This is a genomic window from Pseudoalteromonas sp. SR43-3 (genome assembly GCF_014163875.1).
Lineage (GTDB): Bacteria > Pseudomonadota > Gammaproteobacteria > Enterobacterales > Alteromonadaceae > Pseudoalteromonas > Pseudoalteromonas distincta.
Genome location: NZ_JACJEC010000010.1, coordinates 58,924 through 75,016, shown reverse-complemented (window position 1 = coordinate 75,016; position 16,093 = coordinate 58,924). Strand labels below are relative to the sequence as shown.

Below are 16,093 nucleotides of genomic sequence, written 5' to 3'. Positions count from 1 at the left end.
TTTGGGTACAACCTATATATTACTCTCACACATAAATGCAGGTAGCACGTTAACTTAATAGGATAGTTTAAGGATGAACATAAAAAGCCCCGTCGCCGCATTATTGCTGTGCGCTTTACTGAGTGCATGTAGTACAGCCCCGCGTTCTGACCCTAACTTATGCATTGAAGAGGCTGAAATGGTTGATCGAAATGGCGCTCAAACAAGCTCACAGTTTTACAATCAATGCATTAGCGCACAAATTAAAAAGGATGAAAAAAATAACACTTTTTTTGATGCCATCGGTACGTTCTTTTTTGAATTTTTTGTAATGGTGGTAGAAAAGTAAATAGGCTAACTTGCAACTGTAATTTAAAGTAAATAAGTTGCGTAAAAATATGATTAGTTATGAAGCAATTATTGATAGCAATTCCACTTTTTTTATTACTAAGCGCTTGTGCGGCGAAGCCTTACGCAGGCTCGGCAAAATGTATGGAACAAGCAGATATTGCATACGAAACCGATACACGTAAAAATGAGACACTAGATAATGAATGCAAAGCTGCAAAAGTAAATACGCCTAATAAAGAGCTTGAGAATCATGGCTTGGTTGATAGAAGCCTTTTACAGCTAATCGTTAGCTTTTTAAATGGCGTATTTTAATAGTAAAAATATAATTAAATAAGGTATGTATGAGGGAAGAACTAAGAGCAAAAATAATTACCGTGTGCGATAAAAAAATAGCAGTTAAAGGCGAAAATGTAGGGCTTTCTTTTTATGCATTTTTTGCTAATAAAAACGACGACCCAGAGCTACTTATGGAAGCTGCTACTTGGTGGATACACACCCATAAATTAGATCATTTTGTAAAAGCACATAAAATTAAACAGATGGTTTTAGATGGACTTTAGTCAATTAACTGAGCAAGTACTTTTAGCTGTATTTAATCAACAACGACTTGGTTTCTTCCGTTTTCTTTTGCTTTATAAAGTAATTTATCTGCATGCTTAATAAGAACATCTAGTGTGTTTTTTAAAGGGCTACTTACAGAGGCTCCCACACTAAAAGTGATTTTTGTATCACTAGGAAGGTCTTTTATATTACTACAATGCTCGGTAAACCTAGTGGCGAGCTGGTCAAAGATATCTCGAATAGCTAGTTCGTCAACCGAATTTAGTGCAAACAACCATTCTTCGCCGCCGTAGCGGCCAAACTGATGATCACCACTTAGTGTTTCTTTTGCAGCCTTTACAAAGGAAATAAGAACTAAATCTCCAACATCGTGACCAAATTGGTCGTTAACTTTTTTAAAGTAGTCTAAGTCAACAATTGCTATCGTCATTTTACCTTCATCAAGCTTTGCTTCTGCGGCGCGCATTATTCCTCTGCGATTAGGGCTATTTGTTAGATAATCTGTTAATGAAATATCGTGATATTTTTGACGTTGTCGAGCTTGCCGATAAAATAAAAATAATGAAGCAATCACTAAAATAAACGCTATAGCAGCGCTAAGTCGCCAAATTATTTTTTGTTGGTACTCTTCTTTAGCTTGTAGTTCACTAATGTCTTTTGCATACTCTAGTTGCTGTATTTTTTCTTCTTTTTCTTTTACTTCAAACTGTACCTGTAGTGTTTTTATATTACTTTCACTGGTAGCTTCGTAGTGTTTTTTTGTATAAAGGAGCTTTTGTTCAATTGCTTCAAAAGCCTCGACAGTGTAGTTGAGGCGTCGCTTTAGCTCATAGCGTTTACTTAAAAAATCGGCTTTATAAATACTGCGGCTGAATTTATCTAAGTTTAAAAATACCTCATCGTTTGCTTCATTTGCTTGATCAAGTAAATCTAGTTTTATATATATGTCAGCTAACAAAATGAGCGATGCGAGTTGCATGTCGTGTACACCTGCAGAACGAGCAAGCTCAATGTTCTCTTTAGTTAAAGTTAAAGCTTTATCGTAGTTTGCTTGTAAGTACTCAATGCTAGCAATTGAGTATTGGGCAAAGGTTAAGCCTTTTTGCATATTAGCTTTTTTAAAATAGAGCAATGCCTTGTCTAGGTATATTAAGGCATCTTTAGGTTTTTTTATCTCGAGCAATATATTGCCTAAACTCCAATATGCTTTTGCAGTAAAAAGCCCATCTTGTGTTTGCTCATATGCTGCAACCGCTTTTTTTGCATAATATATGGCTTTGTCTTTTTCGTTTAGATAATTATATGCATCGGCTATTTTTCTAAAAAAGTATCCCTGAGATGCTGAGTCGTCATCTTTTAATGCTAATTCTAGCCCTTCTAGTGCAACATTTAGGGTCTTTTTCAATGCATCAGTATCGGTGTAATAGTAAGCAAGTGCTCGTAAAATAATAATTTTTTCTTTAGATGAATGCTGTTGCAAGCTCTCTTCTAATTTTGTGGCTAGCGTGTGTGCTGGAGCTGGGTTTGCATCCCTCGCTAGAGACTTGAGTTGTGATTCGAGAAATAATAAATACACACTTTTTTGGTTTGGTAACTCTTTGTTCTTTAAGTAATAGGATAAGTGAGTATTTAACGCTGAGTATTTTTCTTGTCTAAAAAGTAACTCCGCATACAAAGCGGCCGCTTCTAGATGAAGCTTTTCCCAATTTTGATCTTTGCTTATTTTAAACGCTTGAGTGAGTTTGTCTCCATTTTGAAGATAGTCTAATTCATTTAGTTTTATGTTATTGATGAGAGTTTGAGTCGTGTCAAAGTCTAGCGCATGTGAAGTTGCATTTAATGAATCGCCGTTAGCAGAGGCAAGTTTACTAAAAAGTAAAAATAAAAGGAGAACAATATACTTTGCCCATAAAGTATTACCTAAAATCTTTATTTGTGTATTGTTAACCATGTTAATCCTTTGCTGATTTATTTTTATTATTGAAATACTTTTTCGCATTGCTTAATAAACTTGGGTTTGAACTGTTTCTTATACTCATCATTGAAAAAAATAAGACCATAAACAATATCAATTTAATTAATAAAAGCCAATATTTGTACGTTTTAGTGGTAGCGGTTTATGTGCTTTTGTTAAAAATCTGCGGCTACTTCAAATTCTAATCGTTTAAGTGTAATTGGGTGAGTAAATGCTAAGTATTCTGCATGTAAATGTAACCTATCGGCTTTTTTCCCATAATGTGTGTCGCCTATAATTGGCATGTTTAAACCTAAGCTGTGCGCACAATGCACTCTTAGTTGATGAGTTCGCCCTGTTTTAGGATATAACTGTAATCGGGTAATATTGTTGTTACGCTCTAAAACGTGCCAGGTAGTAAGTGATGGCTTACCGTGTTTATAACATACCATTTGGCGCGGTTTATCATCAAAGTCGAGCACTAAGGGTAAATCAATTACTCCGCTATCCTCAGCTACGTTACCATTAACTAATGCGACATAACGTTTATCTATGGTGCGTTCAATAAACTGCTTTTGCAGTGCTTTGTGCACGCGTTTATTAAGCGCAATCATCAATAACCCAGAAGTCGACATATCTAATCTGTGTACAATTAGTGGCCCTGATGCCTCTGGAAACTGCGTTTTGATTCGCATATAAACTGAGTCATCAATATTAACGCCAGGTACCGATAAAAACTCAGCGGGCTTATTTACCACAAGTAAGTCGTCATCTTTATAAACAATATTTAAATCTTTACCCTGAGCTGGGTTGATAAGTAGCGGGTTATCTTCAACATCTAAACCCTTTAGCATATGCCCAAGTATTGGTTGGCATTTACTGTAACAAGAAGGGTAGTAATTCTTATGCTGCCTAATTGCTGATTTAGGTGCTGCTCCCCACCAAAACTCTGCCATAGCAAGTGGCTTTAAGTCATGTTTATAGGCGTATTGTAATAATTTAGGCGCTGCACAATCGCCAGCACCCGAAGGAGGAGTGTGCTCAGGTAATGCTGCAAAAATAGCATTTAAGTCTGTAGTTTCACCATTTGCATTTAAAAATTGGTACTGTGCAAATAGCTTTTTTTGTAAGCTTTTAGAAAGCGTTTTACGGCGTTTTTTTAAATGAGCAATTTCATCAGAAATATTGATGTGTGTTTGCTGCAGTGACTCGATTATATTTTGCCAATAGGCTTTAAGTGCCAGCAGTTGCTTTTTTTCTACGATGCTTTGCCCTGCAAGCTTATTTTTTAACTGCTCAAAATCACTTTCGCTAAGTTCTAATTCACCTTCAGTACGTTGTATTTTTCGTTGCTGACGACCGGCTTGCATTACTGCTTGTTGAGCTAATAGCGCTTGCTGGTAGCTCTGTGTTGCATCATCAAGTTTGTTATTAACTTCAAGTAGTTGTTCGCTATTTTCTAACTGCTCAATTTGAGCATTAATATCGTTAATTATTTTACTTTGAGCCAAATAGGTATCATCTTGAAGTTGCATGCTAGAAACAGGCGGCACAAAACTAATATTGCCTTTATCACCTTCAATTTGTCCCGAATAAGCACTTAAAAAGCCTAATTGTTGCTTAGCATTTTGCACCACTAAAACCCCAAACATTTTACCTGCATTTTCTGCTTTTAAATGCGTTAACGTTTCAAGTTGTTGCTGTAATTGTTTAGTGGCTGCTACAGCTAATGGTTGCGGCTCGTAATAAAAAGGGAAAGTAAACTTTTCAGGAAGCGCGAGAGCATCAATATTTTGAGAAAATAATGTAAAGCAAGAAGCAGAATTTGACATAGAAGTAAGAGAAAAGCATTCAGTAAAATAATTGAGCGCATAATAACATATTCATAGTTAAGCCACTAAAAATCTCGCACCCGCATATTCATAAACACTTTAAAGCGGACATTCATGTTTTATGTATCAGTATGGGGTCGCAGCAAGCATAGGCGTTTGTTAGTAAAGTCTCAGTAGTAATATATTTATCATTATCAAAATATTTAAGCTTATCGATTCTCAATAATTGAGCGCATTTCGAAACGATGACTTACCTGATAGATCAGAGACGAAAAATCAATTTACAGAATAACTGAATATTTAGGAGTTCTATATTATGAGTCAAAATATCGCAAGTTTTATCACTAAAACCCTCGAACAAGCAGGCGTAAAACGTATTTGGGGAGTAACTGGCGATTCACTTAACGGCATTAGTGAAAGTCTGCGAAAAATGGGAACAATTGAATGGTTAGGAACGCGACATGAAGAAGTTGCCGCATTTGCAGCTGGTGGCGAAGCCCATTTATCAGGCGAGCTTGCGGTGTGTGCGGGTTCTTGTGGGCCGGGTAACCTTCATTTAATTAATGGCTTATTTGATTGTCAGCGTAATAATGTACCAGTATTAGCAATTGCCGCACATATTCCTTCATCTGAAATTGGTAGTAGTTATTTTCAAGAAACCCATCCGCAAGAATTATTTAAAGAATGCAGTGTGTATTGTGAAATGGTGTCGAGCCCCGAGCAAATGCCGTACCTGCTAGAAACCGCAATGCGACAAGCAATACTAAACAAAGGTGTGAGTGTACTTGTGCTACCTGGCGACATTGCATTAAAAGATATGCCTAAAGCTATTAAGCCAAAATGGAACGTGCCAAAACCAGCAACTTATACCCCCGCTTTATCTGATATTGAAGCAATGGCGACTCATCTTAATAAAAGTAAAAAAGTAACCTTGTTGTGCGGCGCTGGTTGTAAGGATGCCCACGACGAAATTGTTGCGCTAGCCGAAAAATTACAAGCACCGATAGTGCATGCCATGCGCGGTAAAGAATTTATTGAATACGATAATCCTTACGATGTTGGTATGACCGGATTTATTGGCTTTGCATCGGGCTATCATGCAATGCAAGAAGCCGATACGTTATTAATGATTGGTACTAGTTTTCCTTATCGTGCTTTTTATCCCGAAAATACCACCATATTGCAAATTGATAATCAGGCTGCGTCACTCGGGCGACACGTGCAAATTGACTGTGGCGTGTTAGGGGATACTAAAAACTCAGTGGCCACACTGCTTGATTATATTAAAGGTGAACGGAGCAGTTCGCACTTACAAAAATGTGTTAAAAATTACAAAGAGTCTCGACAAGATCTTGATGAACTTGCCAGTGGCAAAACCTCGCAAAATTTAATTCATCCGCAATACCTAACACGTTTACTCAACGAGCAAGCGACTGACGATGCTGTTTTTACTTGTGATGTAGGTACGCCAACAGTGTGGGCTGCGCGTTATTTATCAATGAATGGTAAGCGTCGCTTAATAGGATCGTTTAATCATGGCTCTATGGCAAATGCGATGTCGCAGGCAATGGGGGTTCAATCTGTTGATAGAGACCGCCAAGTCATTGCAATGTGTGGTGATGGTGGCTTTTCGATGTTAATGGGGGATTTAATCTCACTTAAGCAGCTTAATTTACCAATAAAGATTGTTGTTTATAATAATCGCTCACTTAGTTTTGTGGCTATGGAAATGAAAGCCAGTGGGTTTTTATCAAGCGATACCGATTTAAAAAACCCAAGTTTTGCTAACATTGCAGAGGCTTGTGGATTAAAAGGGATTCATGTGGATGACCCTGAAAAATTACCATCGGCAATGAACGAGATGATGAACCACTCAGGACCTGTTGTTTTAGAAGTCGATACTGCAAAACAAGAGCTTTCAATGCCGCCGCAAATCAAATTAGAGCAAGCAAAAGGCTTTAGTGTTTACATGATGAAAGCGCTGATAAACGGCAAAGGAAACGAGATTGTAGAGCTTGCCAAAACTAACTGGTCACGCTAAGTGAGTTACTTCCCTATTGAGTACTTTTGCTCAATAGGGAAGTGCCAAGTAATAATCCTCACTATCATCTTTTATTATTAATAAGCTAAGGCTGCTGTTTGTAAGTGATTGAACCGAAATAGAAAATAATATATGGTTTATCATTAAATTAATAAAAACACGCATGAAATACCTCTACTCATAGAGGGAACGGAGCAATAATGAAATGGAAATCGGTTTTACTGTCGCTGGCTGTTTTATGGCTTATTCAAGCTCAGCAAAGCAGTTTACGCACCAGTGAATACGCAAATATCTAGCCTATTGCAAGTAAATTCAACGCAGTTAGCGCTGAAAATAGCTGCTTGAGATAGATTTATTATCCAGAGTTTAGGTTATTTAGAAAGCGCTGAACTGTTTTTACGTTGGAATCACTATGAGGTTTTTGAGTTTGACTCAAGTGCAATGTAATGAGCTAAAACATTTAGCATTGGCCTCAATTGCTACTTGGTAGTTGTTTTTAGTTTAATGTTTTACTCGCTTTACTCAATTAAAGTAAAGCGAGCGCTCAGTATCAGTTACAAACTCTTTTTAGGCGGTAGGGCTACGTTTGCAAATATTAGCCCTGCAACAAGCGACATAAATATTAAAAACGTTTGCTGGCCTATATGCTCTGCGTATATAAAGTCTTGGCCTTCAATGAGTGAGTTTAAGCCAATATAGGTTTTGCTACCTGGTACTAATACAATTAAGCCTTGCATGGCCACAATAGAAGCTGGCGCATTAGCAACACGGTTAAACAAGTTACTAAATATACCTACCGATAAAGCACCCACAAACGTACCTAACGTGTAATCAAGGTACATAGCCGAGCCAATACTGGTGCCATAAGCTATAAAGCCTGATGCAATAGACCAAACAGCGTGCTTAAGTTTGGTTCTAAAAATAACGATTAAGCTGCTACAAAGTAAAAATATGGCGAGCCATGCTGTCCACTTTGGTAATGGTTCAGGTTGTACAAAGTCAGCTTGCCCAAAGAGTGCAAAGCCAATACCTATGCCAATAAAACCGCCAAAATAGAGTTTAAATAACAGCATAAACGAGTCCATGACTCTTGCTGTACCCGACACTAAATGCCGCGCTGCAAGCTCTGCTAAGCCAAGCGCAAGTGCTAAACCTGGTATAAATACAATAATGGCCGAAAGTACCACCAAGCGTATGTTTATTTCAGGTGTTATATACACGCTTACTGCACAGGCAAGTATTGCTGATATTATGGCCACTAATGGCTCAAGCATATGGGCTACGCGTTTTGAGCGTCCTGACCAAAGCACAAACAAATAAACAACTAAAGTAAGAAGCGATGACCAAATAACATCAGTCCAGCTAGTACCCATTAACATTGCAAACGCACCACCAGAAGTTGCAAAGGCAACGCCCGTAACAAGTTTATTGTATGGGTTTGGCATGTCGTAGATAGCATCTAGCTGGGCGTCAACTTCTTGTAAAGTTAGCTTGTCGTCAAGCATTTGGTTTACAAGATCGTCGGTGTCGGCAAGTGAGCCTAAATCGTGATCGCCAGGGTCTACACGCGCAACATGGGTGTACTCGTCTTCGTGGCCATCAGTCCAAATAACAAACGTTACCGAAGTTGGCGACATAACAAACGACGATTTAAGTCCTAAATATGTAGCCACTTCCATTAGGTGGGCTTCTAGGCGGTAAGCAGGCGTACCATACTTGTGAAGCATTTTACCCAATTTAACGATAAATTTGCGTTTTTCTGTAAAGGTTGCAGTTTTCAAATCTTTTTGGACCAAATATTGCGATAACTAAGCTAAAAATATAGACAATACAGCTAAAACTGCCCACGTTTGATGGGCGCGATTTTAAACACTAATTGGTGTGTGTCTAGTCATTTTTAATCTAATTTTTTATTTTTTTCAGCTATCCATTGCGACATGTATTGAGTGCTGCGCATTGTATGATGTTTGAGCATTTGGCCTGTAAAGTTTTTTTCGCGATGAGCCTCTAAATCGCTACTTATTGAATCGATTTTTTTAATTAACACCGTACTCAATTGTGCTTTATCGTAAAGCGTATTAAGGAGCGTGTTGCCATCTTGCTGTGCTTGTTCAAAGTCACTTTGATTGGTGTACATTTCAACAGCAGCATTGGCAAAATCGTCGGCGGTGTTGGCTATTTTACCAGGCCATGGTAAATCGTTATGCATGCCCTCTGCACCAATATAGGTGGTAACGCTGGGTGTTTGCATAATCATGGCTTCAAGTAATTTACCTTTAATGCCTGCACCAAAGCGCAGTGGAGCTAAACATACACGCGCACTTTGCATTACATCAAACGCATTATCGGCCCAGCCTTTTATTAAAAACCCTGTTTTAGGGTTATTTAGTGCCGTGGCTTTTGGTGGTGGGTAGGAGCCATAAATATGTAGTTCTGCTTTTGGGAGTTGCTTGCGAATAAGTGGCCATATTTTTTGCAAATAAAGTACAGCATCCCAGTTTGGTGCGTGTCTAAAGTTACCTATGGTCATAAAGTGCTGGCGCTGCTCAAACGTTTTTGTACTTGTAGGCAGTGAGCTTAAATCGACCATAAATGGTAAATGGTGTAATAAGCTTGGCTCTATTTTAAATACGCTGTTTAGCAGGCTCATTTCATAACTTGAAATAATTAAGCTTAGGTCGCAGCGTAAAATAGCGGCAATTTCTCGTTTTGCTATGTCTGAGTGTAAATCGCTGGTTGTAAACTCGCGCTCACCTTTGTGCGCTTCGTGGCGTGCATTACGTAGGCATTGTAAATCTTCGGTATCGAGAATTTTAATGGCATTTGGGCAATGTTTATCGACGCGCCAGCCAAATTGTTCTTCCATCATAAAGCGGTCAAACATGACTATATCTGGGTTATAGGCTTTAACGTATTCGTCAAAGCTATCGCAGTTTAGTGCAATGCTTTGGCTGGTTATACCAAAGTCGTCAAGGTTTACCATGTGGTCGGTGCGCTGCGCGGGCGTTGCAAATTCAACGTCCCAGTTTTGCGCTCTAAATGCATTTAATAACGACATCATGTGCGTTCCCGCAGCAGACGAATTTGGCTCTGGCCATACGTAGCCAATTACCAGCACTTTTTTCATTGGCTAGAATCTCTAATTTGTAAGTTTACATTTACCAGTGTTTTTACTGGCGGGACTGTATTTTGTAGTAGCTCTTGGAGTATTAAAAGGCACCGCTTAGCTATATCAGTTGTACTAATAGCCACGGTGGTTAAGTGATTATTTATAACCGCGCTATTAGGAATGTGGTGGCAACTCACTACTTTAATAGAGTGATGAGTTAATGAGTTAATAGCGGCAATAACACCTTGAGCAATAATATCGTTTGCACACACCACTGCGTTTAATGTGGGTTTGTGTTTATATGCTTCCATAAATGCATTTTTAGCGCTAAGGGCTGTGTTTACTGCGCAGTCAATGGGTGCTAATGGTGTAATGCTGTGCTGCGCGCATGCGGTATTAAAGCCACTTTGCAGTGCTTGTGAATCACTTAAAGTAAGTTCACTGCCTATAAATGCTATGTTTGGCACGCCTTGTGCGAGTAAATGCATACTGGCTACGTGGCTGGCTTTTTTATAGTCGGGTAATACACACGGAGCTGCGCTAAAGGGCACTTCACTCATTAAGGTAATTACTTTGTGTTGCGCGCTGAGCGCATCAAGCCATTTGGGGCAAGTATTAGCAACGGGGCAAATAATAAATGCAGCTGCGTTGTATTCTTTTAAGTTTTTAACTGCGTTTGCTTGTAGCTCAAGACTATTATTACTGCTTACAATCATGGCTTGTAAGCCATTGTCGTTTAACAAAAGTTGTAAGCTGGTAGCAAGGTGTGCCATAGCTGGGTTAGTTAAATCATTTATTACTATGGCCACTAAGTTAGAGCGTTTTGAGCGCATAGCAGCGGCATCACGATTATAAACGTACCCTAGCTCATCTATCGCTTTGAGTATTTTTTGTTTACTTTTATTGCCCACTTTATCGCTTTTGGTAAGTACCAAGGATACGGTTGATTTTGATACACCAGCACGCTCTGCAACATCAAAAATGGTGACTGATTTGGCTTTGTTATGCATTGTATTTTAAGTACCGCAGTGGTGAATAAATAGCGCTGTAGTTTAGCTTAATCAGCACTATTAAGTCATCTTTTAGAGGTGTTTAACTTACCTTAATACTTTATGAACAAAGCAAAACGTGTTTATATACGCCTATAAGAGTAAAAAATAACAAAAGGATAAAAACATGAGCGCTTTTAGGCTGTTAGTTGTCTTTATTTGTTGTGCGGCATTAGTCCCAACAAGTTACGCCGAGCAGGGCTATCAAACCCCATCACCCGAACTTGCAGCATTGGTTGACGCTAAGTTAGCACCCACTAGTTACTTATCGAGCGATGGCCAGTGGCTAGCGCTTTTTGAGCGCAAACGTGTAGTAACCCTTGATGAACTTGCAAAAGAAGAGCTTAAGCTTGCAGGTATTAAGCTAAACCCCGCTAATTTTTCGCGCTCTCGTGTGAGTGCCAAATTTAGTGCCGTGGAGCTAAAGCATGTTCAAAGCGGGTCGGTTATTAGCATTAACAACTTACCTAATGGCATTATCCGCTCACCTAAATGGTCATCTAATAGTAAATATTTAGCCTTTGTTGTTGAGCAACCAACCCAAGCCAACTTATGGCTTTACAGCGTTGAAACCAAACAAGCAAAAGAGTTAACTAGTGCTGCGTTAAATTCGGTACTAACTGCATCGCCATATAAATGGCTGCCAGATAGCAGCGCCATTGTTGCAAATCTTGCTGTTAATTTTGGTAAACCAAGGCTTGAAAATAACAGCCAAAATGTAGTGCCTGTTATTCAACAAAGTACTGGCGAAAAAGCGCCAGCACGTACTTACCAAAATTTATTAACCAGCCCGTTTGATGAATCACAGTTTAAGTTTTACGGCCAAGGGCAATTGGCTTACATAACGCTTGATGGCAATACTCAAGCAATAGGTAGCCCTTCTTTATTTAAATCGTTTTCAGTATCACCTGATTCTACCAATATTTTAGTTGCCGGTATTAATGAGCCGTTTTCGTATCAAGTGCCTTACAGCCGCTTTGCAAGCACGTGGCAAATATGGGGCATGCGCGGCTATGCATTAGCAGAGCTGGCAAAACAGCCACTTGCCGATAATATTCCACAAGGTTACGACAGTGTACGCACTGGCCGCCGTGATTTTGAATGGCGAGCCGATCAAGGTGCTGAAGTTATTTGGGCCGAGGCGCAAGATGGCGGCGACATGAAAACCGACGTTGAGCATCATGATTATGTTTACAGCTTACGTGCACCATTTAAACGCGAGCCTAAATTATTTGCCAAAGTAGAGCGCCGTTATGCGGGAATGGAGTGGGGCAACGAAAACGTAGCAATGCTGACAGACTGGCGCTTTAGCGATCGCCAAGTACGTACTTACATAGTGCAACCACGAAATGCCGACAGAAACCGCGTGCTATTTTCAGAGCGTAGTTACAACGATGCGTACAAAGACCCGGGTAATGCCATTTACGAGCGCAACGATTTAGGCGCAAACGTAATTAAAATTGTAGGCGGGCGTTATATTTACCTGCGCGGTAATGGTGCTTCAGAGCAAGGTAATGTGCCGTTTTTAGATAGGTACGATGTTAAAACAAATAGCAGCAAGCGTTTATGGCAATCAGAAGCGCCATACTATGAGCGTGTTCGTGCACTACTTGATGACGAAGGTGAGCGCTTTATTACTATTCGCGAATCTAAAACTGAGCAACCTAACTTTTTTATACGTGATTTAGATAACGACACGTTAACGCAACTAACGACATTTGAGCATCCGTACCCTGCATTTAAAGGCGTAACTAAAGAGCAATTACGTTATAAACGCGACGACGGCGTTGAGCTTTCGGGCACGCTTTATTTACCACCAGGGTACGATAAAACACAAGGCCCGTTACCGGTACTTATGTGGGCTTATCCACTTGAATACAAAGATAAAGCCGTTGCATCGCAAGTACGCGAATCGCCTTATGCGTTTACCTACATTGGTTATTGGGGCCCAATGCCTTACCTTGCTAAAGGGATTGCCGTGTTTGACGACCCTAAAATGCCAATAGTGGGTATTGATGGCAGCGAGCCAAACGATAACTTTAGAAAGCAGTTAGTATCAAGTGCGCAAGCAGCTGTTGATGTATTGGTTAAAAAAGGTATTGCCGATAAAAACAAAATAGCCATAGCAGGGCACTCGTATGGTGCATTTATGGTTGCTAACTTATTGGCTCATAGCGATTTATTTAAAACAGGTATTGCTCGCAGTGGCGCGTATAACCGCACATTAACGCCGTTTGGTTTTCAAGGAGAAGAGCGTGATTTTTGGCAAGCACAAAGTGTGTACGCTAATATGTCGCCGTTTTTCCATGCTGAAAAAATTAACGAACCAATGCTAATGATCCACGGCCAAGAAGATCCTAATTCAGGAACCTTCCCAATGCAAAGTGAGCGCATGTACGCAGCCCTTAAAGGTTTAGGTAAAGATGCTCGCTTAGTAATGCTCCCTTATGAAGCACATGGTTACCGTGCGCGTAAAAGCTTATTACATGTGTTGTGGGAACAAGAACAGTGGTTAGATAAGTATTTGTTAAATGATACAGCAGAGCCAGTAGAGGTTATTACTGACCCCGTGGTAAGTGCTGGTCAATAGTAATAAAAATGAGTAAGCAACAGCGCGGCTACTTATAGCCGCGTTTTTGCTTTTAATATGAGAGTAAATTAATGATTGATGTAGCAGCACTCGCGGTTTTTATTCCTACCTTCTTTTTTGTGTCGATAACGCCAGGTATGTGTATGACCCTTGCCATGACACTCGGTATGAGCATTGGCGTGCGCCGCACATTATGGATGATGATAGGTGAGCTGTTAGGTGTAGCAAGTGTTGCTATAGCTGCGGTATTAGGCGTTGCAAGCGTAATGCTAAATTACCCAGATGCGTTCGCTATTTTAAAGTGGGTAGGCGGTGCGTACTTAATTTATATTGGCGTTAACATGTGGCGAGCCAAAGGAAAAATGTCGGTCGATACCTCAAAACCAAGTGACGTAAGTAGGAAGTCGTTATTTACGCAAGGTTTTGTAACCGCAATTGCTAACCCTAAAGGGTGGGCGTTTATGATTTCACTACTGCCACCCTTTATAAGTGTTGAGCATGCTGTAGCCCCTCAGCTTTTAGTATTGCTTGGTGTTATAATGACCACCGAGTTTTTAAGTATGTTAGCTTACGCAACAGGCGGTAAAAGCTTACGTTTATTTTTAAGCCGTGGTGATAATATAAAATGGATGAACCGTATTGCTGGTAGTTTAATGGTTGCTGTAGGTGTGTGGTTAGCGTTGGACTAATTATTCAAGATTAACGATAAACGTGATTGAACAATATCTATACAGCTTGCAAGGGTTTTTTACATAAAACTAAATAAATAGAGCTATCACACAAAAATGAGACAAAAGTATTAACTTAAGCTGAACACCTTGTCGTGGTTACATTTGTTTATTTTTTTGTTGATAGTAATATAAATTTATTAATTTTCTGTGTTGCATTTTTTTACAAATTCGGTAATTCTATTCTCATATTCAAGGAAGAATGAATCAAGTCAACAGCTTAGCTTTGTGCTTTCTTGCCTTTTTAATGTATAGGGAATTACCTCATGAAAAAAGCTATTCTATCCGCACTTATTTTTGTACCTCTTTTTGCTGGTTGTGTTTCAACAACCGATACTAGTACTTCTGCTAATTTAGACCGCAATACTGCAGTTGCAGAGTTAACTACTCGAATGGATACACTCGGTTATTTTCACCCGGTGGCTGTACAGGTAGGTATTGACGAATTTTTAAATATGTCAGCTATTATCCTTGAGCGTCAACGAAAAGTTATGGGTGAATACCGCACTCAAACTGATAACTACCGTGATGTACAAGCCTTTTTATATGCCCATCAAAAGTCGACACCAGAGCAACTTCAAGCTGCAATCGAAGAGTTTGACGCAGGAGCAAAGAATAAAGATGAAGAAATTGGTCATAAAATAGCAGCTTATAACTTAGCGAACGAAGGTATTTATCAGCAAAATGTTGAACTTGCGACTGATTTAACGGTAGAGATTGCTAAATCTGCTTATATTTTAAGCCAACACAGTACTGTCATAGCGAAAGTAACAGCTTTAAAAATGGGTGGAAATCTTGTCAGTTCATGGCTTTCAAGCGATGAAGAGAATGCTGAGCAAGAAGAAGATCCCAAAGATATAGGCACCGCTCTTATTAAAGCAAAAGATCAACTTGCGTTAGCGCTTGAAGCAAACGAAATTATAGAACTTGAGCAAGCAACTATTACAGCAATAAATGAGTTACAACTTGAGCAAGAAGCGAAAGGCTAATGAAAACAAGCATTTTTGCTTTTCTTATAGCATGTGCTTTTAGCTGCTCAGCTCAAAACTGGCCAGATTGGGTAACTCAACCGCAAAAAAGTGATGAATATATTACTGCGGTTGGGGTTGGTGAGAGTCGCTTAGCTGCAAAGCAAGCGGCTATAGCCGATATTACTACTCAACTAAGCGTTGATGTAAGTACGCAGCAATTACAAAAGTTCATAAAGCAGGACAACCAAGCAAGCAATTATTTTGAACAAGCAACAACCTTAACTAGTTTACCGTTTACATTAACTGGACTAGAGGAGCTAAATACGCTTGAGAAAAATAACTTATTTGCTTTAAAAATGGGAGTTAAAAAATCGACTTTAGTAAAAAACCTAAAATCTGATTTATTAAAACTTTCTCGTATCTCTGCGCCAAAAAATGACAACGAACAGCGTTTCATTTGGGCACTTAAAAATAGTGGAGGTCTTGATGTTGCGGCAAAAAAGCTAGCAGTATTAGAGCTCCTTTCTGGGCCTAAGCTATTAATTCAATCGACTTTAAATAATTTATTGAATGAGCAAGCAAAAGCATTAAATGCTGTTTCTTGTGATGTGATCGGTGCTAATAATATTAGCGAGATTAAATCAGCACTAAATAATGCACTCCCACATAGCGGCGATACACGTTTATGGATGCGTCCCCAAATACGTTTGCAGTACGCCAAATCTAATAATAATTATTCAGCCAAAGTTATTTTAACTCTAGCGCTAACGCGAAGTTCAAGTCCTTTCAAAGTATTACTACAACAGGATCTTTTTGCGCAAGAAAGTGCTACGACACAAGAAAATGCAAAACAAAAAGCGATTAACAATTTAGTACAACAACTTAAAGCGCCTGCTAGTCAGTGGCTGTTCGATATTTAGGAATGGTA

At 39.3% G+C, this 16,093-nt stretch carries 13 protein-coding genes; 8 read left to right on the top strand and 5 right to left on the bottom strand.

Going from position 1 to position 16,093, the window contains the following annotated elements:
* Nucleotides 1-73: 73 nt before the first annotated feature.
* Genes H5088_RS12820 through H5088_RS12810 form a run of 3 tightly spaced genes read left to right on the top strand, consistent with a single transcriptional unit; the run spans nucleotide 74 to nucleotide 890 of the window.
* Nucleotides 74-328: a hypothetical protein gene (locus tag H5088_RS12820; RefSeq protein ID WP_182753128.1), complete on the top strand. Its 255-nt coding sequence runs from the start codon at nucleotides 74-76 to the stop codon at nucleotides 326-328.
* A 59-nt stretch (nucleotides 329-387) separates the two neighbouring features.
* Nucleotides 388-642 carry a hypothetical protein gene (locus tag H5088_RS12815; protein ID WP_039488404.1) on the top strand — a complete coding sequence of 85 codons (255 nt, stop codon included), beginning with the start codon at nucleotides 388-390 and terminating at the stop codon, nucleotides 640-642.
* A gap of 29 nt (nucleotides 643-671) precedes the next feature.
* Nucleotides 672-890 carry a DUF6500 family protein gene (locus H5088_RS12810; protein ID WP_024591904.1) on the top strand — a complete coding sequence of 73 codons (219 nt, stop codon included), beginning with the start codon at nucleotides 672-674 and terminating at the stop codon, nucleotides 888-890.
* A gap of 32 nt (nucleotides 891-922) precedes the next feature.
* Here the strand turns inward: H5088_RS12810 and H5088_RS12805 are convergent, their stop codons facing one another.
* Entirely contained in the window at nucleotides 923-2,842 is a 1,920-nt protein-coding gene (locus H5088_RS12805) for a GGDEF domain-containing protein (protein ID WP_182753126.1), read from the bottom strand.
* A 179-nt stretch (nucleotides 2,843-3,021) separates the two neighbouring features.
* Complete coding sequence (locus H5088_RS12800) at nucleotides 3,022-4,677, bottom strand: RluA family pseudouridine synthase (protein WP_182753124.1); 1,656 nt, start codon at nucleotides 4,675-4,677, stop codon at nucleotides 3,022-3,024.
* Between the two features lie 316 nt (nucleotides 4,678-4,993).
* Between H5088_RS12800 and poxB the strand changes: the two genes are divergently transcribed.
* Nucleotides 4,994-6,718, top strand: a complete 1,725-nt coding sequence (gene poxB / locus H5088_RS12795; protein WP_182753122.1) for a ubiquinone-dependent pyruvate dehydrogenase — start codon at nucleotides 4,994-4,996, stop codon at nucleotides 6,716-6,718.
* 554 nt (nucleotides 6,719-7,272) lie between these two features.
* Here the strand turns inward: poxB and H5088_RS12790 are convergent.
* The 3 genes from H5088_RS12790 to H5088_RS12780 form a co-directional block, all read right to left on the bottom strand.
* Entirely contained in the window at nucleotides 7,273-8,499 is a 1,227-nt protein-coding gene (locus tag H5088_RS12790; protein WP_002960134.1) for a threonine/serine exporter ThrE family protein, read from the bottom strand.
* A gap of 116 nt (nucleotides 8,500-8,615) precedes the next feature.
* A complete protein-coding gene (locus H5088_RS12785; RefSeq protein ID WP_182753120.1) occupies nucleotides 8,616-9,845 on the bottom strand; it encodes a glycosyltransferase in 1,230 nt (409 codons plus the stop codon).
* Nucleotides 9,842-10,837: a LacI family DNA-binding transcriptional regulator gene (locus tag H5088_RS12780; protein WP_182753118.1), complete on the bottom strand. Its 996-nt coding sequence runs from the start codon at nucleotides 10,835-10,837 to the stop codon at nucleotides 9,842-9,844. Before H5088_RS12780 ends, H5088_RS12785 begins: the two co-directional genes overlap by 4 nt.
* Nucleotides 10,838-11,003: 166 nt before the next feature.
* Between H5088_RS12780 and H5088_RS12775 the strand changes: the two genes are divergently transcribed.
* From H5088_RS12775 to H5088_RS12760, 4 genes are all read left to right on the top strand, one after another.
* Entirely contained in the window at nucleotides 11,004-13,466 is a 2,463-nt protein-coding gene (locus H5088_RS12775; protein ID WP_154902959.1) for a prolyl oligopeptidase family serine peptidase, read from the top strand.
* A 71-nt stretch (nucleotides 13,467-13,537) separates the two neighbouring features.
* Entirely contained in the window at nucleotides 13,538-14,155 is a 618-nt protein-coding gene (locus H5088_RS12770) for a LysE family translocator (protein ID WP_149603552.1), read from the top strand.
* Between the two features lie 305 nt (nucleotides 14,156-14,460).
* Entirely contained in the window at nucleotides 14,461-15,183 is a 723-nt protein-coding gene (locus H5088_RS12765; protein WP_002960140.1) for a hypothetical protein, read from the top strand.
* The gene (locus tag H5088_RS12760) at nucleotides 15,183-16,085 is read left to right on the top strand and encodes an LPP20 family lipoprotein (protein WP_182753116.1); all 903 of its coding nucleotides are present in this window, start codon (nucleotides 15,183-15,185) and stop codon (nucleotides 16,083-16,085) included. Before H5088_RS12765 ends, H5088_RS12760 begins: the two co-directional genes overlap by 1 nt.
* The last annotated feature ends 8 nt before the right edge of the window (nucleotides 16,086-16,093 follow it).